Genomic DNA, 23592 nt, shown 5'->3' on the forward strand with positions numbered 1-23592 from the left:
GCGGCGGTTTTCCGAAGGAGATAGTGCAGGAACGTCACTTGCGTCGTCGAGAGATCATCTCCCAACCGGGCAGGTGCCTGGGCTGTCGCACGGCGCAGGGGTGGATCGCGTGCTGGCCGTGGCCTCGATCGACACCGGGCCTTCCGCTCCGTTGACAATGGCCGCAACGCGCCAACGATAGACCGAGCGGGGCTTCAGGCCGGAGTCGCCAAAGCTCGGTCCGGCAATATCGGAGATCGCTGCGAACGGACCGTCCGCGTCTGCGCGCCACACCCGATAGACCGTCGCTCCCTTGACCGGATTCCAGACGATGTCGGCGCCGGTATCCGAGGTGTCGACGACCGCGAGCGCTGTCGGGGCTTGATCCGGAGATCCGGCGGGGGCCGTGATAGCGGCTGCGTTCGCAGTAAGGGCATCCAGCATGGCCTTGATCGCCTTGATCTGCGCGCCTGACTTGGTGACGTAACTGTCCTCGTGATTGACGTAACTCCACCAGTCCCAGCATGCCTGCGGATTGAACGGCGCGAACGAACTGGAAGCGGTCTGCGGATAGAGAACAATGAGATGATTAGTGTCCGCCCAGGAATTGTACCCGGTGTCGTCGATAAACTTTCGACCGATGTCGCCGGCGTCCTGCTTGCATCCATGAAGTGCGATGTGGACGCGGCAAGCCTGGCCGTCGGCGCAGTCTTTGGGGACGTAAACAAAGCCGGTGTCGCCGAGGCTTAGTGCGTTGGTGTCGTCCGGCTTCGAATAGACGGACTGGTCGAAGCGCTGCATCGTCCCGGTGAGCTGACCGCGGTTCGGCGGATTCAATGCACCGTAAATATGCTGCAGGACGATTCCGGCCTGATCGTACCCGCATTGGTCGATAAACGGACCTTGATTGTCGGCGCAGCCGTTGAGGCCGTTGATTTGCGGCTTTTGCTCCACGACCAGAGAATGTCCGGCTCCGACGGCAGACTGGTAATACAGGTTGCCGAGGTTGCCATCGCCCAAATAGTGGCGATAGAAGTCGGCGGCGGCATCCGTGACCGGTCTGGCTACCACGGCGTCATTGGTGCCGTGGAACAGGTACACCTTTTGTCGGCGCAGGTTCTGCACCGGATCGATGTCTCCCGACGCTGCCTTGGCGTCGGCCTTGGCGATGAAGATGTTCAGGTCCGGCGGCGGCCCCTTCATGCATGAACCCGTCGCCGTCATGATCGGCAGCGTGAAGCCGTTGATGAAGTCATCCGCGTCGGCCTTGGCGCACCAATACGGGCCACCGGCGATCACACCGACGCCCTTGATCACCGAAGACCATGCCGTTCCGAACTGAACCGCCATGAACGCGCCGGACGAGATGCCGGAGATCGAGCTTTCGCCGATGGCGGCATTGTAGCCGCGCAGCGCCACCGGTTCGGCGGCGAGCGGCGATATCGCCATGATGACAGCGGTGAGGGCAACGGTAATGCAGCAAAGCGGTCCGGTGCGCATGGGATACTCCTCACCCCTGTCCGGATTTTGGCGGCCGGGGCTTCCACTTTACCACATTCAAGAATTGAGCCACGTTCAACTTAAACGGGCAGGCCGTCGGTCGATCACAAATGCTGGGGGAACCAAAAGCATCAAGTCTGCCAAGCGATTACCAAGATCGCGGCCTTATTCTTCAAATTGTTCGGCCATGGATGCTTTCACGTGACCGAATCGATCGAGATCGCCCGGCGGGAAAATCACCGGGACGTCGCGGGCCGAACGAGTTGCGTGCCCAACAGCGGCGAGGTCGACCGCCTCTATTTTTGCAGTCTGTATATCCGCGAACCTAACGGCATCAGAAGACGACGATAGCGATGGCTACCTTGCTTCGCAGCGGGCTTTGCGCTCCTCTTCGGCTCGCGTCGCGCGCTCCAATCTCGCCCGTATTTCCTCTACTGAAGAAACGACCTCCTCGAACACTTTCGGCTCTTCTGCGGGTCCATTGTAGGCGCTGGCGAAATCGATCAGCGGTACGGTCAAGCTGATCGGCGAATTGGCTTTGTCGATCGCTTCAAGAACAAGCATCCGCCCCTGCTTGAGCTGATCGACCAATTCCGCTCCTGCATCGTAGTCGGCGTTGCAGCCGTTGGCAAAGCAGCTCCCAAAGGGCCGCTCGATTGCCTGGTTCTGATCGATGATGATGCGAACACCATGCTCCCGGCTCACTCGGGTCGGCAGGGTGACGCGCAAAGTCTTTTTCGTGTCTCCGCTTCGCTCGATCAGCGCGACTGCTACAACCGGTCTACAGTCTGGGATCGAGTGTCCGTCCCTGCCGACAAAGCAGGTGTTGCTCAAGCAGAACTTAGTCCAGGGAGTGTAAGTTAGTGCCGGAAAAGCTGTCTCCTCGGCAATTACCGGCGTGGCAAGGAGACATGCAAACGCCATGGTGGCGAAGCAACGCTATCGCGTGCAGTACATAACCGCTTCCCCAAGAGGATATGAACTCAAGGATGCCGCGGACTTTGTCCGCATTAGGGAATTGAGGCCTGTCCACCGTGGATTGGAGACCGAAGGCAGACGTGATACGCATCACTGTCGTGCTTCTCAAAAGGGGTATCCGTTCCGCTGTCGCCCGCTAGTGCGGATTTGCTTGTGATGAATTGGCCTCGATGGAACCCCGATCTTGCGGGCAATGTGCGGACGCTGCTGCTGGTGGCGATCCTGCTCGTCGTGCTGGGCGCCGCCTTCATTTTCCTTCCCTCGCTGCAGCGAAATTTCAATGCCGGCTTCGGACCCGAATGGGAATGCACCGCACAGCCTCAGGGCGGGCCGACCTGTATCAAGAAGACAGGCCGGCCAAACTGAGAATGCGTTGACGGTTTCGTTCGCCGGGAAGCTGATTTGGCCGACGAGTCAACTGGTAGCGTCCGCGACAAAATGGCACGACGGGCAAATCAATAAAACCTGTCCAGCCCTCTGCGCAAAAATAAATCGCTGGCCCCGTCGGGCAAATCAGTCGTTTAACTCCCGCCATCCTGTCCCACCAGAGCAACTGTGCTGAAGTAAACCGGCGATCGGCCGGGCCTCAAGGCTGGCGCGGGGCGCGCCCCGCCTTCGGCGGCTTACGGCCTTGACCCCGTCCGCTCTCCGGTCTGTTGGCTTGGCATGCGCTCGGTCGATGACCGAGCGCGGTGAGGTGCGCTCGCTCAGTTCAGTGCGTAACGGCTGGGATCCCATTTCTGCCGTCGTGCGATCATGATGTTGAGGATGACGATGAGCTTGCGCATGCAGGCGACAAGCACCACTTTCGGCTTCTTTCCCTTGGCAATCAGGCGGTCGTAGAAGGCCTTGAGCACCGGGTTGTTCTGCGTGGCTGCGCCGAGGCAGGGCATGTAGATGGCGTTGCGGACCCAGCGGCGGCCACCCTTGATATGACGCTCACCGCGCCGATGGCCGCTATCGTCGTCGTACGGGGCGGCGCCTAATAACGCACCGGCGATCTTGTTGCTCACCTGCCCAAGCTCCGGCATCCCCGCAATGAGGTTGGCGGAGGTCGTTTCGGCGAGGCCCGGCACGCTCTCGATGATCTCGGCACGCTCGGCAAGGTGTGGCGAGGCCTTGATCTTGGCCGCAATTGCCGCCTCGAGCTTGGCAATTTCACTGACCAGATTCTTCAAGACGCGGGCATGCGTTTTCTGAACCAGTCCTGGTGCAGCATGCTCGTTTTGGCTTTGCAAGCGCGTCTTGAGATCACCCAGACCGATGCGCGCTTTCACCAGCGCCAGCAACTCCTCGCGTGCGGCATCGTGGGTCTGGCTCGGCGCCTCGGTAAATATCTCGGCGAACCAGGCGATCATCTCCGCGTCGATCACATCGTTCTTTGCCAGCCGGCCGGCCGATAGCGCGAAGCTGCGGACGCGTTTGGGGTCGACGATCCGCACCTCGACACCGGCCTGGCGCAGTAGCTTGGCCCAGTCACGCTCGTAACCGCCGCTCGCCTCCATCACAGCCCTGGTTGCCTTGTACTTGCGAAGCCAGGCCACCAGCTTGCGGTGGCCTTGTCCCGTGTTCGGACAGACCTGACGCAATGACAGCGAGCGAATGCACGCATCGACCTTGTCCTTTGCCACATCGATGCCCACGACAATGCGATCATCTTGTGCCATCATCCACTCCCTTCCTTGCTCGGTACGGGCTCGAAGCCCTTGCAACTGTTCGGGTTGAGGAAGACGCCGGAGCTGTCCCTCGCTCTGGTACAGGCTCTGTCGCCTTTGGGGCGTACGGGCTCAGTTCCAGCAACGGGCGGTTGGTCCGCAACCGCCCGTTCGCTCATTCTGCCAAATTTTTTGGACACAAGGGGCGTAGGCCATCGTCGCAAACGAGGGGCAGGGAGCGGTGGACGCAAGGTCGCGACTGACGAGCGCGGCACTTGCCGTACGGTGAAATCGTTTGGGTCCGACGCCCCGGTGCTGGCGTCAAGCGAGCGGAAGCGAAAGCTGAAGCAAGCGATGGTGGCAAGAAAGCCGGTCACCAGGACGAAATCGTATAAGCCGTAAAGCCATTGCGCAGGGAAGGCCGGAGGCTCTCCGCTGAACCTGTATGCTCGTGGGCAGCATATCTTTTTGCAACACGCCTGCGAGACCGCGGGTGCAGCGCGCACCCGGTCTTCCCCGCGCCCTCTGATTTCGAGGGCAAGGATTTCTTGCAAAACTCCGGGCGCATTGCGCCGCGAGATCGCGAAGTCGTATTCAGAATCGTAGGATGGGTGGAGCGAAGCGATACCCATCGCCACACGGGAGGTATTGATGGGTATCGCTGCTCCACCCATCCTACGTTATCGCGTGCGCAGGTTACCTTCGCAGATCCCGAAAAGCCTCATCCAGCCGATCCAGCGCCTCATTGAGAAGCGGACGCGGCGTGGCGAAATTGAAGCGCAGCCAGGTTTCACCGCCCGGTCCGAATTGCTCGCCGGGGCTGGCAAAAATCCGCGCGCGGTCCTTGACCCGCGCGGCAACGTCGGCCGCCGCCAATCCGGTTCCGGAGAAATCGACCCAGCCGAGATAGGTGGCATCAAGCCGCATTGCACGCGCGCCGGGCGCGGCGCGCTCGATGCGGGTGTTGAGCAGATCGTGGTTGCCGGCGAGATAGGGCAGCAGCGCATCGAGCCAGGCTTCACCGGTTCGCCAGGCCGCTTCGGTCGCGATCATGCCGAAAGCGTTGTAGGAGGCGAGCCCGCTGGCCGCGATGCGGGCGTCGAGCTTGGCCTTCAACACCGGATTGGACGTGAAGCAGGCGCCGACATGGGCGCCGGCGAGATTGAAGGTCTTGGTGGCGGCGATGCAGGTGATCAGGCGATCGGCGATTTCAGGCGCGGCCGTCAGAGTCGGCGTGTGCCTGGCGCCGTTCAGCACGAGGTCGCAGTGGATTTCGTCCGACACCAGGATCAAATTGCGTTCGGCGCAGAAGGTGGCGAGCGCGCGGATTTCCTCGACCGACCAGACGTTGCCGCCCGGATTATGCGGGCTGCAGAAGAACACGATCTTGGTTCGCGGCGTGAGTTTTGCGCCGAGCGCCTCGAGGTCCATCTCGTAGCGGCCCTGGCGCAGCACCAGTTGTGCGTCGTGGATGCGCCGCTCGTTGGCGAGGATGATCTTGCGAAAGGCATGATAGGCCGGTGGAAACACCACGACCTCGTCGCCGGGTTCGGTGACGGCCTGAAGGATGAGACCGAGGCCGGAGACGACGCCGGGCGTCTGGCTCACCCACGCCGGATCGATCTTCAGGCCGTGCCGTCGCGCCAGCCATTCGGATGCCGCCGTCGCCCAGCTTCCGGTGTCGGCGTAATAGCCATGGACGGCACGGGTCACATCGGCGCTCAGCGCTTCGGTCACGCCCGGAGGTGCCGCGAAATCCATGTCGGCAACCCACATCGGGATTCCGTCGGCGGCGGTGATCCCGGAAAGCTTGGCCATCATGTCCCACTTCGACGCGTGCGTGCCGCGGCGGTCAATGACGCGATCGAAATCAAACATCGGGACGATGGCTCCTGTCTGAGAAATGTTGCGGCGTCACGTGCGCCCTTACGCCAGCAACACCGCGTCGGCGCCGTTGACGGCGTCGGCGCTGTCGATCACGGTCTTCTCCAGCGAGCCGGACTGCACCGTGACGTTCTCGGCAAAGAACCTTGCCAGCGTGACGTAACGCTGCGGATCGCCACCGGCGTCGCCATTGGCTTTGGCGGCGAGCGCTTCGCCGGCCAGCATGCAGCCGCCGAGTGTCGAGCCGAACAGGCGCAGATACGGCGTCGCTCCCGCCAGCGCGTCGTTCGGCGCCGAGGCGACGCGCTCCAAAAGCCACTTGCTGGCGCGATCGAGTGAGCCCAGCGCGTCGCGGAGCTTGGCGCCTGTGGTGCCGAAGCCTGGATCGTTCGAGGCTTCGACCTGCTTGACGATGCCGGAGAGTTCATCAAGCAGCGCCCACACCGAGGCGCCGCCATTGGCCGCGAGCTTGCGGGTGACGAGGTCGATCGACTGGATGCCGTTGGTGCCCTCGTAGATCGAGGTGATGCGGGCGTCGCGATAGTGCTGGGCGGCGCCGGTCTCCTCGATGAAACCCATGCCGCCGTGGATCTGGACGCCGAGATACGTCACCTCGTTGCCGATGTCGGTGGAGAACGCCTTTGCGATCGGCGTCAACAGCGCGCCGCGCACGGCGGCATCGGCACGCACCTTGGCGTCCTTGGCGCGTACGGAGATATCCATCGCAACCGCCGTGGCGTAACAGATCGAGCGCGCCGCCGCCGTCATGGCGCGCATCTGCATCAGCATGCGTTTGACGTCGGGATGGACGATGATGGTGTCCATGCCGTCGGTCTTCGAGCCGATGCCGCGGCCTTGGCGGCGTTCCTGCGCAAAGGCCAGCGCCTGCTGATAGGCGCGGTCGGCAATGCCGACGCCTTCGAGGCCGACGCCGAGGCGGGCCTGGTTCATCATCGTGAACATGCAGAGCATGCCGCGGTTTTCCTCGCCGATCAGGTAGCCGATGGCGCCGCCGTTATCGCCCATGGTCATGGTGCAGGTCGGCGAAGCGTGCATGCCGAGCTTGTGCTCGACGCCGCTTGGATAGATGTCGTTGAGGGCACCGAGCGATCCGTCGGCATTGACCATGAATTTCGGAATCAGGAACAGCGAAATGCCCTTGGTGCCCGCGGGCGCATCGGGCAGGCGGGCCAGCACGAAATGCACGATGTTATCGGTCATGTCGTGGTCGCCATAGGTGATGAAGATCTTGGTGCCCTTGATGCGATAGCTGCCGTCGGGTGCGCGTTCGGCGCGGGTGCGCAGCGCGCCGACGTCGGAGCCGGCCTGCGGTTCGGTGAGCTGCATGGTGCCGGTCCACTCGCCCGTGACAAGCTTCTCCAGATAGATCTTTTTCAGTTCGTCGCTGCCATGGGCATCGAGCGCTTCGATGGCGCTGAGAGTGAGAAGCGGGCAGAGGCCGAAGGCGATGTTCGACGCACTCCAGATTTCGGTGCAGGCCGCATTGATCGCCATCGGCAGGCCCTGACCGCCGAAGCCTTCTGGCCCCGACACCGCGTTCCATCCGCCCGCGATCCAGCGCTGATACGCATCGGGCCAGCCGGGGGGGGTGGTCACCTTGTTGGCTTCGAGCTTGATGCCGTGTTCGTCGCCGACGCGATTGAGCGGCGCCAGCACGTCGCCGGCGAATTTGCCGGCTTCCTCCAGCACGGCCGCGGTGATGTCGCCGTCGAAATCGCCGTAATGGCCGGCTTTCACGGCGGCCTGAAGGCCTGCACCGTGGTTGAGCGCGAGCAGGATATCGTTGATCGGCGCGCGGTAGGTCATGACGGGCATCTCGCGTTGGCGGAAAACACGGAAAGCGAAAACAGAGGCTGCCGTCTTCCCACGAAACCGGCCGTCTCTCAACTCTCCGATCAGCGGTATCGGGCCGCCTTGGGGCAGACTGGAGCGCCCTGGGTGCGAAAAGCGACCGGGCGGCGAAACCGGGAAATCACCTTATATAAAGGGTCCGGTCCGCGAGGGCCGATTTCGGGTGAAAATCGGGTCGTTAGCCTGTTGAAATGGCCGAACTCCGTCTATAGACCGGCGTTGCCGCACAGGCGTCGGGACCCGCAGTCTCGCACGTCCCGAAGCGGCCTGTTGGGGCGTAGCCAAGCGGTAAGGCAGGGGATTTTGATTCCCCCATTCGGAGGTTCGATCCCTCCCGCCCCAGCCAGGCATTCCGGCGTTCTGCCAGGCTTCCCAGGAGACGCGAGAAAGGGCCGGAAATCCCAGCTTTTCGCGCATTCGCTTTGGTCTCTGGACTCCCCACTTCACCGAACTCGAGGCGGAAGTCCCGAAAGTCTCCGGCTGTTTCCGCGAATATTCCCGTTTTGGAGAGACTATCGGCGGAGACGGGTTCGATCAGAACTGCCGCCCGACCGTGGCACTGCGATTCACGCGATTCACGGAAGAAGAGAAAAAACCGAACGTAAAATTCCCGTACGTCCTAAGTCCGTGGCTTTCGGGCGCCGCCTTGTAGGCGATGCGTTTGGATTCGCTGCCAACCAGCGCGCCTTGCGTGCTCCGGTGGGCGTTTCACAGGTCCACAAGCATCGTGGCGCTCGGGACAGCCCCGGGAATGCTACGACCCCAAAAAGCTGCGCATTTCCAGTAACTTCTCTTCACTTACGAGCTTGGTAGCCTATATAGTGCAACCAATGACTCTGAGAATTTTCGTTCGTCATCCCAAAAAGATTTTTTGAACAATATTGGCGCAAAGCGGACAAAACTGTAGTCGCTTCAATTCGGTTCGCCGGCGGGTGTGAAGGTTCGCACGACCTCGTAGACGCCGGGTTCAAACTTGGCGATCGTGAGCGCTTCCTGAAGAAACGGAGGCGGGGCAGGATCCTGACGCATCACCTGATAATCATCGATGCTCCGCCATTGTGCATACATCGTGACCTTCGTCCCGTCAGTGCTGCGATGGAGGCTGGCAGAAACAAAGCCCGGCGCCCGACGCACTGAAACCTCCGTTGCTTCGGTCAGAAGTTCAACGAGCCGTCGCTGGTTTGCCGGTTCAACCGTGAACATGTTGATCAGGGTCATTACATCGCTTTTCGCAGAAATCGTGGTCATAGTGTCGTTTCCTTCAGAGAGGGGTCAAGATGAGGCCGGAGCTACGCTGCTGGTGGGTGACCGGACAGCATATCGAGGCTTCCCGTCTTGTGGCCTGAGCTAAAGCTCCGTGCGAAACCAGCCTCCGTCGCCGGATGGGCGGCCCGTCGGCGTGTTTCGTTCACATTCAACTAGCTGCCTTGGGTGGGGTGCGGAATCCGATGGCCAGCCGGTTATAGGCATTCATCAGCCCGATCGCGATCGTCAGGTCGGCCAGTTCCTTCTCAGAGAACGCCGCCGACGCAGACTCGAATTCGCCATCCGGTATAGCGGTGTCGGCGACGCGCGTGACTGTTTCAGCCCAAGCCAGAGCCGCACGTTCGCGTGAGTCGAACAGGGAGCCTGCCTCGCGCCAGGCAGGGATGAGCACCAGCTTTTCGACGGCCAAGCCGCCCTTAAGCAGGTCGCGAGAATGCATGTCGATGCAATAGGCACAGCCGTTGATCTGCGAGACGCGCAGATAGACCTGATTGACGAGCTGAGCGGGCAAATTCGATTGAGCGATATAGGCGTAAACGCCGCCAAGGGTCTTTACGCCGACCGGAGCAATGGTGGCGTAGTTCAAACGTTGGGTCATGGACATTCCTTAAGGTCGGATTAGATAACGCCAGCGTTTTAGGCGAACCAACCGGTTCTGGCGGGCGGACGACTGGGCGGATTCACCACACAACCGATCTCCCGAAAGTTCGACGAGGCTGGTGTGAAACGTGACCGGTGCTGGTCAGAAGAGTTACGCGAACGCGAGCACGTCCGAAATCGGCCGACGCGGCTTCTGCGGCCAATTCGCCTCCGTCGGATAGCCGACGGCAACGAGGAGTGCCGGGACCTCATGATCGGTGAGACTAAACTCACGTGACACGCCGACCGGATCAAACCCGATCATCGGCGTAGTGCCCAGACCCATCGCCTGCGCGGCGTGAATCAGTCCGCTTGCGCCAAAGGTCGCCGATCGAATTGCCTCATCGCGCTGGGTCTGAGGCTTCTCGAAGTAAAGCGATTTTGCTGCGGCTTCCCAACCCGGCACCATCTCGACAGGCATGAAACCGGCCGCAACCGAGCCCGCCAGTCGATCAGCCATCACGTCAGCCACGGCTAGTTCACCGACCATGATGAACGTGACGGCAGCTTCGGTAACCTTGGGCTGATCAGCCGCAACCGCCCGCAGCCTTGCTTTGGCTTCCGGCGACCGCACCGCTATGAAGCGCCAATTCTGCAGGTGGAACGCGGTCGGGGAGAATGTCGCCAGGCGCACCAGCTCACGAATGTCATCGTCGGGAATGCTTTTCGACGCATCGTAAAGGTTGGTGGTTTTCTGGCGCTCGATTGCTTCAATCACAGAGGTATTCATCGCGTTGTTCCTTTCGTTGAGCATTGTTTCGTGGATCGGGGCCGCGCGCGTCTCCGGACGTCGCGGCGCATGAGATTTGATCAAGGGAGGTCGGCGGCCGTGACACGCAGCACTGCCGCGCCGGCGGTTCGGCGCTCTTCGAGATCATGGTGAGCCTCGATCAGCTGGCTGAACGGATAAAGATTGCTGGGATCGACCTTGAGAATTCCCGTCGCGATCGCGTCGAAGAGGTCGGCTGCGGCGATCGCCAGATCTTCCGCAGTGGACGTATAATGAGGGAGAATGGGCCACGTCAGATAAAGCGCGCGTGGCGCCAACTCGAATGGGTCCACCGGTTCCGGGAACCCAGACGCCTTCCCGAATTGCACAAGCGTTCCGCGCGGCCTGAGAACTGCCAGCGACCCACGGAACGTATCCGCGCCGACGGAGTCGAAAACAGCTGCCACGCCATTGCCTGCGGTGAACGCGAGCGCATCGGCGACGAAGTCCTCGGAGGAATAATTGATGACGTGGTCGCAGCCGGCATGACGCGCAAGCTTCGCCTTAGCGTCGCTGGACACTGTGCCGATCACCTTTAGACCAAGTGCTTTCGCCCATTGAACGAAAATCTGGCCTACACCGCCCGCTGCTGCATGATACAGAACGGTGTCACCGGGTCGGAGCTCGAGCACCTCTTTGAGCAGATAGCGAGCGGTGAGCCCCTTTAGAAAGGCACTGGCTGCCTGGTCGTCAGAAACACCTGCCGGAATGCGGACAAGCCGGTCTGCGGGATGCAAACGGGCCGTAGCGTAGGCGCCAAATGCGATATCGCCATAGACGACGCGGTCACCCACGCTGACGTTCTTGACGTTTTTGCCAACGGCTTCGACTACCCCGGCGGCCTCGTCGCCGATGATCGCTGGAAAGGCGGGGACCGGAAGAGTACCTCTACGATAATAAACGTCGACGAAGTTGAGACCTATGACGGTGTTGCGGATCAATGCTTCATCGTCGCCCGGCTCACCCACGACGATGTCCTCGAACCTCAGGACTTCGGGAGGACCATACTCGTGAATACGGGCGACTCTCGCGGTGGTTGGCATGACATTTCGCCTTTCAAAGCGCCAGCGATCATCGTTCGCCTGCTCGCAGAGCGGCGCGCATGTCACTTGGCAGTTGGTGGAGGATGGTCGCGACCGGTGCGATCTGCCCCAAGGCGGATGACCGGCCGCGACATCGTCTAAAGTTTGATACGACGTCCGCTGGCTGACGAGACCGCTGCCTGTTCAAGCAGCCGCTGCAGGAAGAGGGCGTCTTCGAAGCTGGGCACGGTTCGCGAGCCGCTTGCGAGATCGCGGGCGTGAACCTCGAAGAGATCGGCGAGTTCCAGCACGCCGCTAGGAAGATCAGAGGGTGGCAGCCAGTTGTACGATGCGGGCACTGCGAGTGGCGCCATCCTGGTGTCCGCTACGCGGGCACCGAATAGTTTATATTCTTCGCCCACGTCCCCGAACGCCGAGGTGTTGGTGATCTGCAAGTCACCATCTTCACCCGTGATATCGATCTGAACGCCGGTGCCATGATGCTTCCCGCCCTCGATATGAACGGCGAACACGGCTCCGCTTGCGAGGATGCCTTGCAGCAGCAATTGATCCGGAACCTTCGTGCTGATCTCCTCGCCCGTTTCGACGATTGTGATTTGCGGCCACTGGTTGACAGAAACGGCCGAGATCTCAGTCGGACGGCCTACGATCGAGAACAGCGGGTCCATCAAGTGCGCGCCGAAAATCGAGGTAACGCCCATGAAATTTTCCGGGAAGGCGCTCCAACGAAGCGCCTTGCTGCGATTTTTGCCGAAACCGCTCACCGTCACATGCATCCTGACCGAGCGCACACGACCGACGTAGCCATCGCCGAGAAGATCCTTCAGATAGCGCAGCCCCGGCGCGAACCGGCGTTGGGTGCCGAGAATGGTTTGCACACCAGCTTTTGCCGCAAGGTCGACCAGTTCAGCCGAGGTCTTCGAGTCCGGCGTCAAGGGCCACTCGCAGTACACGGTCTTCCCCGCAGCGATCGCTGCGCGTACCGCTTCCTCGTGCTGCGGACCTGTCGTGAGCACGAGGACGATGTCGACGTCTGGATGGCGAACCAATTCATCGATCGATCCGACGACATGCCGGATACCGAAGGTGTCCGCCGCAGACTGCGCGGCGTCGCGACGCTGGCTGTAGACAGCCGCCATTTCATATTGCGGCATAAGGCTGAGCACGCGAACGGGGCCGTTCAAGGCCCAGTTTCCGATGCCGATCAGGCCAACACGGATGATCGTGTGGTTGGCACAGGGGGCACGGCTGTCGGCTATCGTCGATGAGGTGGACATGGGCTTCTCCTGCTTGTTGAAGCCAATATCGATTGCTTTTGTCTCGTTGATAATTAGGCTATTCTCGATTGGACCTTTCGGGATTTGCGAGAAATGGACACCCTGGAAGCCCTCCGCCTGTACGTAACTATCGCTGAGACCGGCAGCTTTTCAGCCGCCGCCCGCCAAGTGTCTGTTTCGACCTCAACGGTGACGGTCGCACTTCAGCAGTTGGAAGAACAGGCGCGTGTTACTCTGATCACACGATCGACCCGCAGATTGAGCTTCACGTTCGAAGGGCGGCGTTTTCTCGCCGATGCCAGAAAGCTCTTGGCAGACTGGGACGCATCCATCGCCGGGGTTCAGGATGGGCCCTTGCGCGGCCCAATCCGGATGACGGCCACGCAAGATTTTGGCCGGACCGAAGTAGCGCCGCTGATCGATCGCTTCCTCGACTTACACCCCGCCGTACAAATTGCGCTGCACTTGTCCGACGGTGTCGTCGATCTCGTGGAGCAGGACATTGACCTGGCACTCCGCAATGGCCCCTTGGTGGATTCGGCTCTCAAGGCCCGACTGATGCTTCGAGGGCGCCGCGTGGTGTGCGCCGCGCCATCCTATTGGGCAAACCATGCTGCACCCAATCACCCAGATGACCTGGCCGCGCACAATTGCCTCGTCCACCCGCGCCCTGGATCGACCTTTTCTTCGTGGTCTTTCACCGTCGAGGGACGACCGGTTACGGTTCGTGTTGCGGGCAATCGCGTTGCCAACGATGGCGGCGTTCTTCGCCGATGGGCGCTCGACGGCCACGGCGTCGTCATGCGAAACGATCTGGATATCCGCAAGGAGCTTGCCTCTGGCGCACTTGTCACCGCTCTCGACACGTTCGTGACTTCCAACGCCAATCTGTACGCCGTCACCGCAGGCAGCGTCTCCAGTCAGCGTGTGCGAACGTTGATCGATTTCCTGGCGAAGAATCTGATCGCGGACTGACCTTTCCGGTGCCGCTTTAACGACATTGCTCGCAAATCCCGAAAAGTCCTGTCGACATTCATCCGATTATCATCGTCGCGACAATGCGCGATATCCCACGTGCACCAGAAACGACGGGCGGAGCCGCCGCCTTCGGTCTCTGGTCTGCTCACGGCTGTGAGCGTGAATCGAGATGAAGGACGCCCGTGATGAAAAAGATCCCCGTCTATGTGAACCCGTACGATAAGGTCCATTTTGGACCATCGACTGTCATGACTCTGCACCGCTTCGGCATTTTCGATCCCGACGTCGCGCGCAGGGTCCCGACGCTGTCGCCTTTTTCTGCGAAGCTGACAGCTCATCTTCGTTTCCAAGAAATCCCCTTCGAACCCGTCGCTGAGCAGAGCGTTGGCAATGCGCCGCGTGGAAAGGTGCCTTTCATCACGGTCGATGGCGTGAAAGTCGCCGATTCCGACCTGGTCATCGGCTTTCTGAAGACCGCCTTTCCAGATCCCGACGCCGGTTTGAGTGACCATCAGCGCGCTGTCGGCCACCTCGTCCAGCGTACGTTGGAGGACCACCTCTATTGGATCGCCCTGATCTACGAGTTCTACGATCAGGAAGGTTCGGACTGGTTCTTCGAGCATGCCTTCGGCGGAATGGGCCCCGGCCTTCAGGGGCTGCGGGACGACATGGAAGACCGCACCTACAAGCAGGGCACCGCGCGTTATACCCCCGACGAAATCGTGGACAAGGCGTCCAAGGACCTCGCGGCCGTCGCCGAAATTCTGGGCGAAAATCGCTATCTTCTCGGGACCGACCGGCCGACGTCTTTTGACGCGGTCGTCTTCGGAATGACTATCCTGGTCTATCAGCTCCGCGAGATGCATCCCAGGCTGACCGACTACGCCCGAAGCCTGCCGAACCTCACAAAGTACATCGGCAATTTGCTTACCGAGTTCTTCCCCGACCTCGATCGCGACTTCTAGGTCTATTGCCTAGAGTTTGCGGAGTCCTGGCTATTATTTGAAGGAAACACGCTCATGGTCGAGCAATCCGTTCCGGCTGACTCCGTGTCAGCGCTTCGCGAGAGTGCTCTCGCAGCCGCCGGCGTCCGCGGCATTTTTACAAACCTGATCGACGGAAAGAGTGTCAGTGCTCGCAACACCCTGGATGTTCTTGATCCCGCCACCGGCGAGCTGCTCGCCAAAGTGCCCGACATTGAGCGCGACGGAATGGATGCAGCGTTCGCGGCCGCCCGCCGAGCCTTTTCCTCGTGGAGCAAACTGACCTGGGAGGCGCGACGATCGATCCTCGAGAAGGCGTTCGAGAATGTCAAAGCGCATCGTGAAGAGCTCGTCACCCTCCTCATGGCCGAGGGAGGGCGCCCGAGAAGCCTGGCGTTGTGGGAAGTCGCGGCTGTTTTGGATGACTTCGCGCCGAGCGTTCTCGCGCAAAGCCTTCCCGACGTGGAAACAACCCAACCGGGCGTTGGCCGGGTCACCCGGCACTATGCGCCCCTCGGCGTCGTCGCGGCCATCAGTCCCTGGAATCTCCCGTTACTTCTGTCGTACGACAAGGTCGTTCCTGCCTGATGGCGGGCAACACAGTCGTCCTGAAGCCGTCCTTCTACACACCGCTGACCGTGTTGCGCGTCGCGGAACTGGTGCGGGACATTCTCCCCGCCGGCATCCTGAACGTGGTGACTGGAGGCGACAATGTGGGCCCCTGGATGACGTCCCACCCCGAAGCCGACAAGATCTCGTTCACGGGCTCCACTCAGACCGGCCGGCGGGTTTTCGAGTCCGCCTCCCAGACGCTGAAGCACCTGACCCTCGAGTTGGGCGGCAATGACGCCAGGATTGTGCTGCCGGACGTCGACGTTGATGCGGCGATCGCTCCCATTTTTTGGGGGATGTTCTTGGTAAACGGTCAAGGTTGCATCACCATCAAGCGGCTGTTGGTGCATGAAAGCCGCTACGACGAAGTGGCCGCGGCGCTCTCGAAATTTGCCGCCGAGCAAGTCCCGGGCGATGGATTCGATCCCGCCACCACGATCGGGCCCATCCAAAACCGAGCGCAACTTCTGCGGCTGCAGGCGACCTGGGCATTCAAAAAGATGGCGTCGCCGTTCTTTACCGCGGCGATGAGATCGAAGGGAAAGGCAACTTCTTTCCAGTCACGATCCTCGACAACCCGTCCCCCCACGCCGACTACGCGAAGCTCGAAAACTTCGGTCCTCTGAGGTCGCTGATCAAGTACGGCACCATCGACGAGGCGATCGAGATCGCCAATTCCACAGACTACGGGCTTGGGGGATCGGTTTGGGGCCGCGACCCGGCCGAGCTGGACGCGGTCGCTCATCGGATGGAGGCCGGGACCGTTTGGATCAACCAGCACTTGGTCGTAAATCCGAACGTGCCGTTCGGCGGTAACAAGGACTCGGGCTTTGGCGTGCAGTATGGCGCCGAAGGCCTGAAGGAATATTGTTACTTGCGCGTGATTTCAGCCAAGACCTGAGGTCCATATCTGCGATTTGGCGTGAACTGCAACCGTCCTATCGGTTCACGCCAACGCCAAATCCCGCCCTATTTCAGCCCTCCCTCGCGCCAGCAATTGAAGCGGCCGGGAGATCGACCAGGAGAAAACCAAATGACCTCAGTGTCGGATACCTTTGACTACATCGTAGTGGGAGCAGGCAGCGCCGGCTGCGTCGTGGCCAGCCGCTTGGTCAAAGACCATGGGGCGACGGTGTTGCTTTTGGAGGCCGGGCCGCTCGACGACAATATGCTGATCCACATGCCCGCTGGCGCCGTCAAAATCGTGTTCGGCAAATCGCCCTACATCAAGCGCTACACTTCGACGCCCCAGCCCGCGCTCGAGGGGCGGGCCGTTGACATCATGCAAGGGAACGTCGTTGGCGGGGGAAGCTCGGTCAACGCCATGACCTACGCCCGCGGCTCCAGGACGACTATGACCGTTGGAACACGTTATCCGGCGATGCCGGCTGGGGCTGGGACGACCTGGTCCCCTACTTCCGCAAGCAGGAGGGCAACGTCAGGCTGGAGAACGCCGCGCACAGTGGAGACGGGCCTCTCAAGGTTTCCGACCCGGCATACATCTCCGAGGCCGCCAACATCTTCATCCGGACGCTGCAAAAACTGAAAGTCCCTTTCACCGACGATTTCACGGGCGGTCAGCTGCACGGCGTGGGGTACGAACAATCGACGACCTTTCGAGGAAAACGCCGCAGCTCGGCGGACTCGTTCTTGAGGCCGGTGATCGGCGATGAGCGGTTGACCCTGGTTACCGAAGCGAGGGCCAACCGGGTGCTGTTCGACGGTCAGCGGGCGACCGGGATCGAATACGTCAAAGACGGGAAGGTCCATCAGGCGAAGGCGACGCATGAAGTCGTCTTGACGGCCGGGGCGTTCGCCACGCCCAAGCTCCTGATGCTTTCAGGGGTCGGACCCGCCGATCACCTGGCCCAGTTCGACATCCCAGTCGTAGCCGACCTACCCGGCGTCGGCCAGAATCTGCAAGATCACAACGAAGTTTTTCTGTCGCTTTCGACGAAGCGCCCGGTTGGTTATTTCGGCGAGGACGCAGGGATCAAGCTGATCCGGAACGTCATTCAGTATTCCGCTTTTGGCACAGGCCCTATCGCTTCCACGGGATCCGAGACGATGGCGTTCGTCAATTTGGACGATCCCGCCGGGCCGCCCAATATCCAAATCTATTGCATTGGTCTGATGTGGCCGACACTGACGGTGAAGCCACGCAACGCCGTTACGCTTCTCGCCAATTTGGTTCGCCCGCTTTCCTACGGGTCAGTCCGCTTGAAGTCGGTCCTTCCAGAGGATGACGCTGAGGTCGATCCGAATTGGATGAGCGATCCGGAGGACACGCGACGCCGATTGAAGGCGCTAAAGTATCTCCGGACGATCGTCGCAACAGCACCGTTCATTGACATCGTGGAAGAAGAGCTGTCGCCGGGACAGGCAATAACGGACGACGCGGAGCTCGTCGAATACATGAAAGCGACGACGCAGAGCAACTTTCACCCGGTCGGCACCTGCCGAATGGGCAGGGCGGAAGACCCCACGACCGTGGTCACGCCCGACTTGCGGGTCAAGGGGATAGACTGCCTTCGGGTCATGGACGCTTCCATTATGCCCAGGATCACGAACGCCACCGTCATGGCGGTCGCCGACAAGGGCGTCGATCTTCTGACTGGGACCTACACAGGGCGCGTTGCCGCCGCGCAGTAACCGGACGCCTTAGCCCTAGAAGCTCGCGAAAATTTCGGTCGAGGCGACGGCCTAGTTGGTATGGCTGATCATCGAAAGGTGTCCAGGCAAGCGCCGGTGGCCATCGATCCTCGATTTAATGCCGATCCACCAGTTTCATCGATCGCGGCAGCGCGAGGCAGAGTACCGCCTCGCGCTTCCATGCAGTGAAGTAGCCGCCGGCGGCAGTCTACGGCGCCGTGCGGATCGCTGCGACGATCGCCTCGGCCTTGGCGAACAGGGCCGGGTCGATAACTAGGCCGGAGGCGGCGACGTTGTCGTCGAGTTGAGCTGGCCGGCTCAATTCGCGGAATGAGCGGTTATGGAACGGGCGGTTATGGCGCAAAACAGCGGTCGCTATCGTCAATGAATGAGCGCTGGAGGCGCCCGGACGCCGCCCCTTCAACGAAGGGGTGGACGAAGAGCGCTAAGTCGCAAGCCGGGGAATCGTCTGACACCGGCGCGACGGGCACCCGACCAACGACCGGAAAAAAACCGGACCCATGTGCATTAATCGTAGGCTTCTTGAGCCGTGTGCACATGGGGCCGGTCTGATTGTCGCCGCGGTTTTCGGCCAGAGACATCTTGCGATGCGTCAAGCTCACCAGCGATGGTGGTCGCGATACTGCGGCGGCTTTGGCCTGCGGAAAACCGCGCGCTTACTTCTTCATCTTCTTGGTCTTCTTCGCGACTTTCTTGGTCGCCTTGGCAGTCTTCTTTGCTTTCTTCGCTTTCTTTGCCATGTCTTCCTCGTGGGGTTGGCTGGCTTTACGAATGTGCGGACGCTGCGAACCAGCGCGCGCGCCATCAAGCTAACACGAAACTAGCAAAAACTATACCACGTTAGATTAACGCGCGTCCTTGAGCGTTGCAGTCTTGCGATTATGAGCGGCGCAGACGTCCCGCGCTACGCGCGGGCTACGCGATGTCAGCGATGGTGGCGATGATGCTCCACGATTCGTCGATAACCACCGGCGGCTGTTAGAGTTCGATCTGCTCGGCGATATTTAGCGCGTCATCTACCTCAATCCCGAGATATCGGACGGTGCTCTCGAGCTTTGTATGGCCGAGGAGAAGTTGCACGGCGCGGAGGTTTCCGGTTTTGCGGTAGATCTGGGCGGCCTTCGTCCGCCTCATCGAATGCGTGCCATAAACAGCTCGCTCCAAGCCGATGCTTTCGACCCAACGGTGCACCAGCCGGGCATATTGCCTAATTGATATGTGAGGGCTCGCGTGAAGTCGACTTGGGAAGAGGTATCGAGAGCCCGCGGCCCGGAGTGATGGTAGCCACGCTTCGACGGAATTCCTTGACTGCTCCGTGATCTCGAATTGGACTGGTCGACCAGTCTTCTTTTGGACGATCGTTGCACGTCGCCGTACCGTTAACCCAGAGAAAATGTCGTCCAGCCGTAATTTGACCAGATCGCAAGCGCGCAGCTTGCTGTCGATTGCTAGATTAAAGATTGCAAGATCGCGCTTTGATCCCGCGAGTTCTAACCGAACTCGAATCGACCACACATGCTTCGGTTCGAGAGGCTTCTTCTGGCCGACGAGCACGCCCTTGTTCCAAGGTTGTTGACGACTGGGGCTGACGCGACATACAGGCATGAGGGATCCTCCGCCATCCCGCCCACCGCGTCGCTCTTTCGTGAGCGGTTTATTCTATGACGAGCGACCATTTTGCGCGGTTATGAACGCGCGACGGACCGCTTGTGGCGGATATTGTTGATTTAGTCCGCCGTTGATCGGCGGTGGCTGGCGTGATTCCATCCTCGTATTGATTTGCGGAGGAGCGGGACGATGATGGGGATGCAGACGGCGCCGGCGCAGCTGTTCTACGATTTCTGCCTCGACGACCATGTCCCCGAAGATCACCTGCTCCGACGCATTGACCGGTTCCTCGACCTCGAGAAGGTGCGCACGGAGCTGAAGCCGTTCTACAGCAACATCGGCCGCCCCTCGATTGATCCCGAACTGATGATGCGGATGCTGATTGTCGGCTACTGCATGGGCATCCGGTCCGAACGGCGGCTGTGCGAGGAGATCCATCTCAACCTGGCCTATCGCTGGTTTTGTCACCTCGGGCTCGACGGCAGGGTTCCGGACCACTCCACCTTCTCGCGCAACCGGCATGGTCGGTTCCGGCAGAGCGATATGCTGCGGCATTTGTTCGAGACCGTGGTGGAGCGGTGCCTTCGCGAGGGTCTTGTCGGTGGCGAAGGCTTTGCGGTGGACGCGAGCCTGATCGCTGCCGACGCCAACAAGCAGCGGTCCGTTCCCGGCGACCAGTGGCCGATCGCAAGTCTGGGCGCCGATGCCGGCAGGGCCGTTCGCGAGTATCTGGCAACGCTGGACGATGCTGCCTTCGGTGCGGCCAGCGAGGTGAAGCCGAAGTTCGTCTCACCGTCGGATCCGGCGGCGCAATGGACCGGCGCCCACAAGGGGCACGCCTTCTTCGCCTACGCCACCAACTATCTGATCGATACTGAGAATGCTGTCATTCTCGACGTCGAAGCCAGCCGAGCCATCCGCCAGGCGGAGGTCGGCGCCTCACGTACCATGATCGATCGAACCGCCAGACGCTTTGGCATAATGCCCCGGCACCTTGCCGCTGACAGCGCCTATGGCTCGGCCGCAAACCTGGCCTGGCTGGTCAAGGAGAGGCAGATCGAGCCGCATATTCCGGTGTTCGACAAGTCCAACCGGACCGACGGGACCTTCTCGCGATCCGACTTCGTGTTCGATGCTGAACGCAACCATTACACTTGCCCGCAGGGCAAGCTGCTGGTGCAGTTCCGGCGGACATTCGCGACGCCGCGCTCAGGCATCACCAAGGAAGGGACGCGGTTATACCGCTCAAGCAAGTCTGATTGCCAAGGCTGCGCCTTCAAGCCAAAGTGCTGTCCCAACACGCCACAACGTAAAGTGCCGCGCGATCTCGACGAAGATGCGCGGGATGTTGCCCGAAGCTTGGCAAACACGCCGGCCTATGAGCGTTCGCGACATCGCCGGAAGAAGATCGAGATGTTGTTCGCCCATCTCAAGCGCATCCTCAGACTCGGTCGCCTTAGACTGCGCGGTCCGAGCGGTGCGCGAGACGAGTTCCTACTCGCGGCCACGGCGCAGAATCTGAGGAAGCTCGCAAAGCTTCGAGCGATGCCAGCCGCTTGCCCCGTGCCGGCGGATTTTGTTGATTTAGTCGCCGCTTTGTTTCGGACTCCTCCGTTTTCAGGGTCATGGTCTATTTTTTGGGGTGTTGTCTCAGGATCGGGCCGGGCATCGGCGCCGATTTCTTTGGAGCCGTCATGCCGGCACGGGGCAAGCGGCTGGCATCGCTCGAAGCTTTGCGAGCTTCCTCAGATTCTGCGCCGTGGCCGCGAGTAGGAACTCGTCTCGCGCACCGCTCGGACCGCGCAGTCTAAGGCGACCGAGTCTGAGGATGCGCTTGAGATGGGCGAACAACATCTCGATCTTCTTCCGGCGATGTCGCGAACGCTCATAGGCCGGCGTGTTTGCCAAGCTTCGGGCAACATCCCGCGCATCTTCGTCGAGATCGCGCGGCACTTTACGTTGTGGCGTGTTGGGACAGCACTTTGGCTTGAAGGCGCAGCCTTGGCAATCAGACTTGCTTGAGCGGTATAACCGCGTCCCTTCCTTGGTGATGCCTGAGCGCGGCGTCGCGAATGTCCGCCGGAACTGCACCAGCAGCTTGCCCTGCGGGCAAGTGTAATGGTTGCGTTCAGCATCGAACACGAAGTCGGATCGCGAGAAGGTCCCGTCGGTCCGGTTGGACTTGTCGAACACCGGAATATGCGGCTCGATCTGCCTCTCCTTGACCAGCCAGGCCAGGTTTGCGGCCGAGCCATAGGCGCTGTCAGCGGCAAGGTGCCGGGGCATTATGCCAAAGCGTCTGGCGGTTCGATCGATCATGGTACGTGAGGCGCCGACCTCCGCCTGGCGGATGGCTCGGCTGGCTTCGACGTCGAGAATGACAGCATTCTCAGTATCGATCAGATAGTTGGTGGCGTAGGCGAAGAAGGCGTGCCCCTTGTGGGCGCCGGTCCATTGCGCCGCCGGATCCGACGGTGAGACGAACTTCGGCTTCACCTCGCTGGCCGCACCGAAGGCAGCATCGTCCAGCGTTGCCAGATACTCGCGAACGGCCCTGCCGGCATCGGCGCCCAGACTTGCGATCGGCCACTGGTCGCCGGGAACGGACCGCTGCTTGTTGGCGTCGGCAGCGATCAGGCTCGCGTCCACCGCAAAGCCTTCGCCACCGACAAGACCCTCGCGAAGGCACCGCTCCACCACGGTCTCGAACAAATGCCGCAGCATATCGCTCTGCCGGAACCGACCATGCCGGTTGCGCGAGAAGGTGGAGTGGTCCGGAACCCTGCCGTCGAGCCCGAGGTGACAAAACCAGCGATAGGCCAGGTTGAGATGGATCTCCTCGCACAGCCGCCGTTCGGACCGGATGCCCATGCAGTAGCCGACAATCAGCATCCGCATCATCAGTTCGGGATCAATCGAGGGGCGGCCGATGTTGCTGTAGAACGGCTTCAGCTCCGTGCGCACCTTCTCGAGGTCGAGGAACCGGTCAATGCGTCGGAGCAGGTGATCTTCGGGGACATGGTCGTCGAGGCAGAAATCGTAGAACAGCTGCGCCGGCGCCGTCTGCATCCCCATCATCGTCCCGCTCCTCCGCAAATCAATACGAGGATGGAATCACGCCAGCCACCGCCGATCAACGGCGGACTAAATCAACAATATCGGCGCAAAGCGGTCGTTCCGCTCAATGGGCGGTTATGGAACCGCTCATGGCGCGATAGGCATTCGGCTTCCGTGCCGGAAGCCGCGGCTTGACATGCGCGAAGGGTGTCAAACGAGCAGCCGCTCCAACCGGGATCGTCAGCACCTTGGATGCAAATGGGTATCGGCCGATGGCAATCTGGGCCGAGGCCGGAGCCGCCATCAGCAAAGCCAGAAGCAGAAGGCGGATCATTAGCAGCAAGGCGCACGCTCAGCGCAACGTGATCGAATGGTTTCTTCAACAAGATCAGGCAATGTCGGCGCGTCGCGCCCGATATGACGAACTCGCGGCCTACTGCCACAAACCCGCACCAATCCGAATTTGATTGCGCGCTAATGCGTCCACGGCCTAATTCGGCGGCGGGCCAACGGGAAGCGGAGCGTTGGCGCCGATTTGATCGGTGTCAGGAACGGATGCCGCCGCGTTCGCGCCGGCCTGGTACCAGGGATTGGATAGGCATTCGGCTTCGGTGCCGGAAGCCGCGGCTTGACATGCCTGGAGGGTGTTAAACGAGCAGCCGCTCCAACCGGGATTGTCAGCACCCTGGATGCAAAATGGGTATTGGCCGATGGCTGTCTGGGCCGAGGCCGGAGCGGCCATCGGCAAAGCCAGAAGCAGAAGGCGGATCATTTTTCGGCCTTCGGCCTGGACAGCCGCTCAGCTTGGCCCGAGCGATC

The 23592-nt window shown here is 60.9% G+C and carries 20 protein-coding genes, 1 tRNA gene and 3 pseudogenes; 9 read left to right on the top strand and 15 right to left on the bottom strand.

Features of this window, described 5'->3' with window-relative positions:
• Window positions 1-54: 54 nt before the first annotated feature.
• Both BLS26_RS27580 and BLS26_RS27585 read right to left on the bottom strand, forming a co-directional pair.
• Window positions 55-1479, bottom strand: coding sequence for a PHB depolymerase family esterase (locus tag BLS26_RS27580; RefSeq protein WP_092515688.1), 1425 nt, complete (start codon window positions 1477-1479; stop codon window positions 55-57).
• Between the two features lie 357 nt (window positions 1480-1836).
• Window positions 1837-2403: an invasion associated locus B family protein gene (locus tag BLS26_RS27585; protein ID WP_092515689.1), complete on the bottom strand. Its 567-nt coding sequence runs from the start codon at window positions 2401-2403 to the stop codon at window positions 1837-1839.
• 210 nt (window positions 2404-2613) lie between these two features.
• Here BLS26_RS27585 and BLS26_RS27590 point away from each other — a divergent pair, with 210 nt between their 5' ends.
• Window positions 2614-2823, top strand: a complete 210-nt coding sequence (locus BLS26_RS27590; RefSeq protein ID WP_092515690.1) for a hypothetical protein — start codon at window positions 2614-2616, stop codon at window positions 2821-2823.
• Between the two features lie 341 nt (window positions 2824-3164).
• On the opposite strand, the gene BLS26_RS27595 is transcribed toward BLS26_RS27590, so the two are convergent.
• From BLS26_RS27595 to BLS26_RS27605, 3 genes are all read right to left on the bottom strand, one after another.
• Window positions 3165-4127 carry an IS110 family transposase gene (locus BLS26_RS27595; RefSeq protein WP_092509475.1) on the bottom strand — a complete coding sequence of 321 codons (963 nt, stop codon included), beginning with the start codon at window positions 4125-4127 and terminating at the stop codon, window positions 3165-3167.
• A 681-nt stretch (window positions 4128-4808) separates the two neighbouring features.
• Complete coding sequence (locus BLS26_RS27600; RefSeq protein WP_092515691.1) at window positions 4809-5990, bottom strand: MalY/PatB family protein; 1182 nt, start codon at window positions 5988-5990, stop codon at window positions 4809-4811.
• A 48-nt stretch (window positions 5991-6038) separates the two neighbouring features.
• A complete protein-coding gene (locus BLS26_RS27605) occupies window positions 6039-7823 on the bottom strand; it encodes an acyl-CoA dehydrogenase (protein WP_092518674.1) in 1785 nt (594 codons plus the stop codon).
• 316 nt (window positions 7824-8139) lie between these two features.
• Between BLS26_RS27605 and BLS26_RS27610 the strand changes: the two genes are divergently transcribed.
• Window positions 8140-8214, top strand: a tRNA-Gln gene (locus BLS26_RS27610).
• A 566-nt stretch (window positions 8215-8780) separates the two neighbouring features.
• Here the strand turns inward: BLS26_RS27610 and BLS26_RS27615 are convergent.
• The 5 genes from BLS26_RS27615 to BLS26_RS27635 all read right to left on the bottom strand — a co-directional run bounded on the left by BLS26_RS27615 (window position 8781) and on the right by BLS26_RS27635 (window position 12862).
• Window positions 8781-9116: an antibiotic biosynthesis monooxygenase family protein gene (locus BLS26_RS27615; protein WP_092515692.1), complete on the bottom strand. Its 336-nt coding sequence runs from the start codon at window positions 9114-9116 to the stop codon at window positions 8781-8783.
• 166 nt (window positions 9117-9282) lie between these two features.
• Complete coding sequence (locus BLS26_RS27620; RefSeq protein WP_092515693.1) at window positions 9283-9732, bottom strand: carboxymuconolactone decarboxylase family protein; 450 nt, start codon at window positions 9730-9732, stop codon at window positions 9283-9285.
• A gap of 153 nt (window positions 9733-9885) precedes the next feature.
• Window positions 9886-10503, bottom strand: a complete 618-nt coding sequence (locus BLS26_RS27625) for a nitroreductase family protein (protein WP_092518676.1) — start codon at window positions 10501-10503, stop codon at window positions 9886-9888.
• Between the two features lie 80 nt (window positions 10504-10583).
• A complete protein-coding gene (locus BLS26_RS27630) occupies window positions 10584-11585 on the bottom strand; it encodes a quinone oxidoreductase (RefSeq protein ID WP_092515694.1) in 1002 nt (333 codons plus the stop codon).
• 137 nt (window positions 11586-11722) lie between these two features.
• Window positions 11723-12862, bottom strand: a complete 1140-nt coding sequence (locus tag BLS26_RS27635; RefSeq protein ID WP_092515695.1) for a Gfo/Idh/MocA family protein — start codon at window positions 12860-12862, stop codon at window positions 11723-11725.
• A gap of 93 nt (window positions 12863-12955) precedes the next feature.
• Between BLS26_RS27635 and BLS26_RS27640 the strand changes: the two genes are divergently transcribed.
• From BLS26_RS27640 to BLS26_RS37315, 5 genes and pseudogenes are all read left to right on the top strand, one after another.
• Window positions 12956-13837, top strand: a complete 882-nt coding sequence (locus BLS26_RS27640; protein ID WP_092515696.1) for a LysR family transcriptional regulator — start codon at window positions 12956-12958, stop codon at window positions 13835-13837.
• 188 nt (window positions 13838-14025) lie between these two features.
• A complete protein-coding gene (locus tag BLS26_RS27645; RefSeq protein WP_092515697.1) occupies window positions 14026-14805 on the top strand; it encodes a glutathione S-transferase family protein in 780 nt (259 codons plus the stop codon).
• A 54-nt stretch (window positions 14806-14859) separates the two neighbouring features.
• Window positions 14860-16061 (top strand): annotated as a pseudogene (locus BLS26_RS36935) (aldehyde dehydrogenase family protein).
• Window positions 15968-16336: an aldehyde dehydrogenase family protein gene (locus BLS26_RS37095; protein ID WP_256385929.1), complete on the top strand. Its 369-nt coding sequence runs from the start codon at window positions 15968-15970 to the stop codon at window positions 16334-16336. Before BLS26_RS36935 ends, BLS26_RS37095 begins: the two are co-directional and overlap by 94 nt.
• 188 nt (window positions 16337-16524) lie before the next feature.
• Window positions 16525-18087, top strand: a pseudogene (locus BLS26_RS37315) (GMC family oxidoreductase); the annotation flags it as partial.
• Between the two features lie 208 nt (window positions 18088-18295).
• Here BLS26_RS37315 and BLS26_RS36395 read toward each other — a convergent pair.
• Both BLS26_RS36395 and BLS26_RS27665 read right to left on the bottom strand, forming a co-directional pair.
• A complete protein-coding gene (locus tag BLS26_RS36395; protein ID WP_172804715.1) occupies window positions 18296-18472 on the bottom strand; it encodes a hypothetical protein in 177 nt (58 codons plus the stop codon).
• 614 nt (window positions 18473-19086) lie between these two features.
• Window positions 19087-19713 carry a tyrosine-type recombinase/integrase gene (locus tag BLS26_RS27665; protein WP_092515698.1) on the bottom strand — a complete coding sequence of 209 codons (627 nt, stop codon included), beginning with the start codon at window positions 19711-19713 and terminating at the stop codon, window positions 19087-19089.
• Between the two features lie 192 nt (window positions 19714-19905).
• On the opposite strand from BLS26_RS27665, the pseudogene BLS26_RS27670 reads away from it, so the two are divergent.
• Window positions 19906-21267: pseudogene (locus BLS26_RS27670) on the top strand (transposase); the annotation flags it as partial.
• Window positions 21268-21408: 141 nt separating this feature from the next.
• Here the strand turns inward: BLS26_RS27670 and BLS26_RS27675 are convergent.
• Window positions 21409-22794 carry a transposase gene (locus BLS26_RS27675; protein ID WP_092513362.1) on the bottom strand — a complete coding sequence of 462 codons (1386 nt, stop codon included), beginning with the start codon at window positions 22792-22794 and terminating at the stop codon, window positions 21409-21411.
• A gap of 71 nt (window positions 22795-22865) precedes the next feature.
• Entirely contained in the window at window positions 22866-23123 is a 258-nt protein-coding gene (locus tag BLS26_RS37320; RefSeq protein ID WP_371361038.1) for a DUF3551 domain-containing protein, read from the bottom strand.
• Between BLS26_RS37320 and BLS26_RS36950 the strand changes: the two genes are divergently transcribed.
• The gene (locus tag BLS26_RS36950; RefSeq protein ID WP_244541704.1) at window positions 23046-23240 is read left to right on the top strand and encodes a hypothetical protein; all 195 of its coding nucleotides are present in this window, start codon (window positions 23046-23048) and stop codon (window positions 23238-23240) included. The genes BLS26_RS37320 and BLS26_RS36950 overlap by 78 nt on opposite strands.
• 23 nt (window positions 23241-23263) lie before the next feature.
• Here BLS26_RS36950 and BLS26_RS27685 read toward each other — a convergent pair whose 3' ends face one another.
• A complete protein-coding gene (locus tag BLS26_RS27685) occupies window positions 23264-23545 on the bottom strand; it encodes a DUF3551 domain-containing protein (protein ID WP_092515700.1) in 282 nt (93 codons plus the stop codon).
• Window positions 23546-23592: the final 47 nt, after the last annotated feature.

Source organism: Afipia sp. GAS231 (assembly GCF_900103365.1).
In the GTDB taxonomy this organism is placed as follows: domain Bacteria; phylum Pseudomonadota; class Alphaproteobacteria; order Rhizobiales; family Xanthobacteraceae; genus Bradyrhizobium.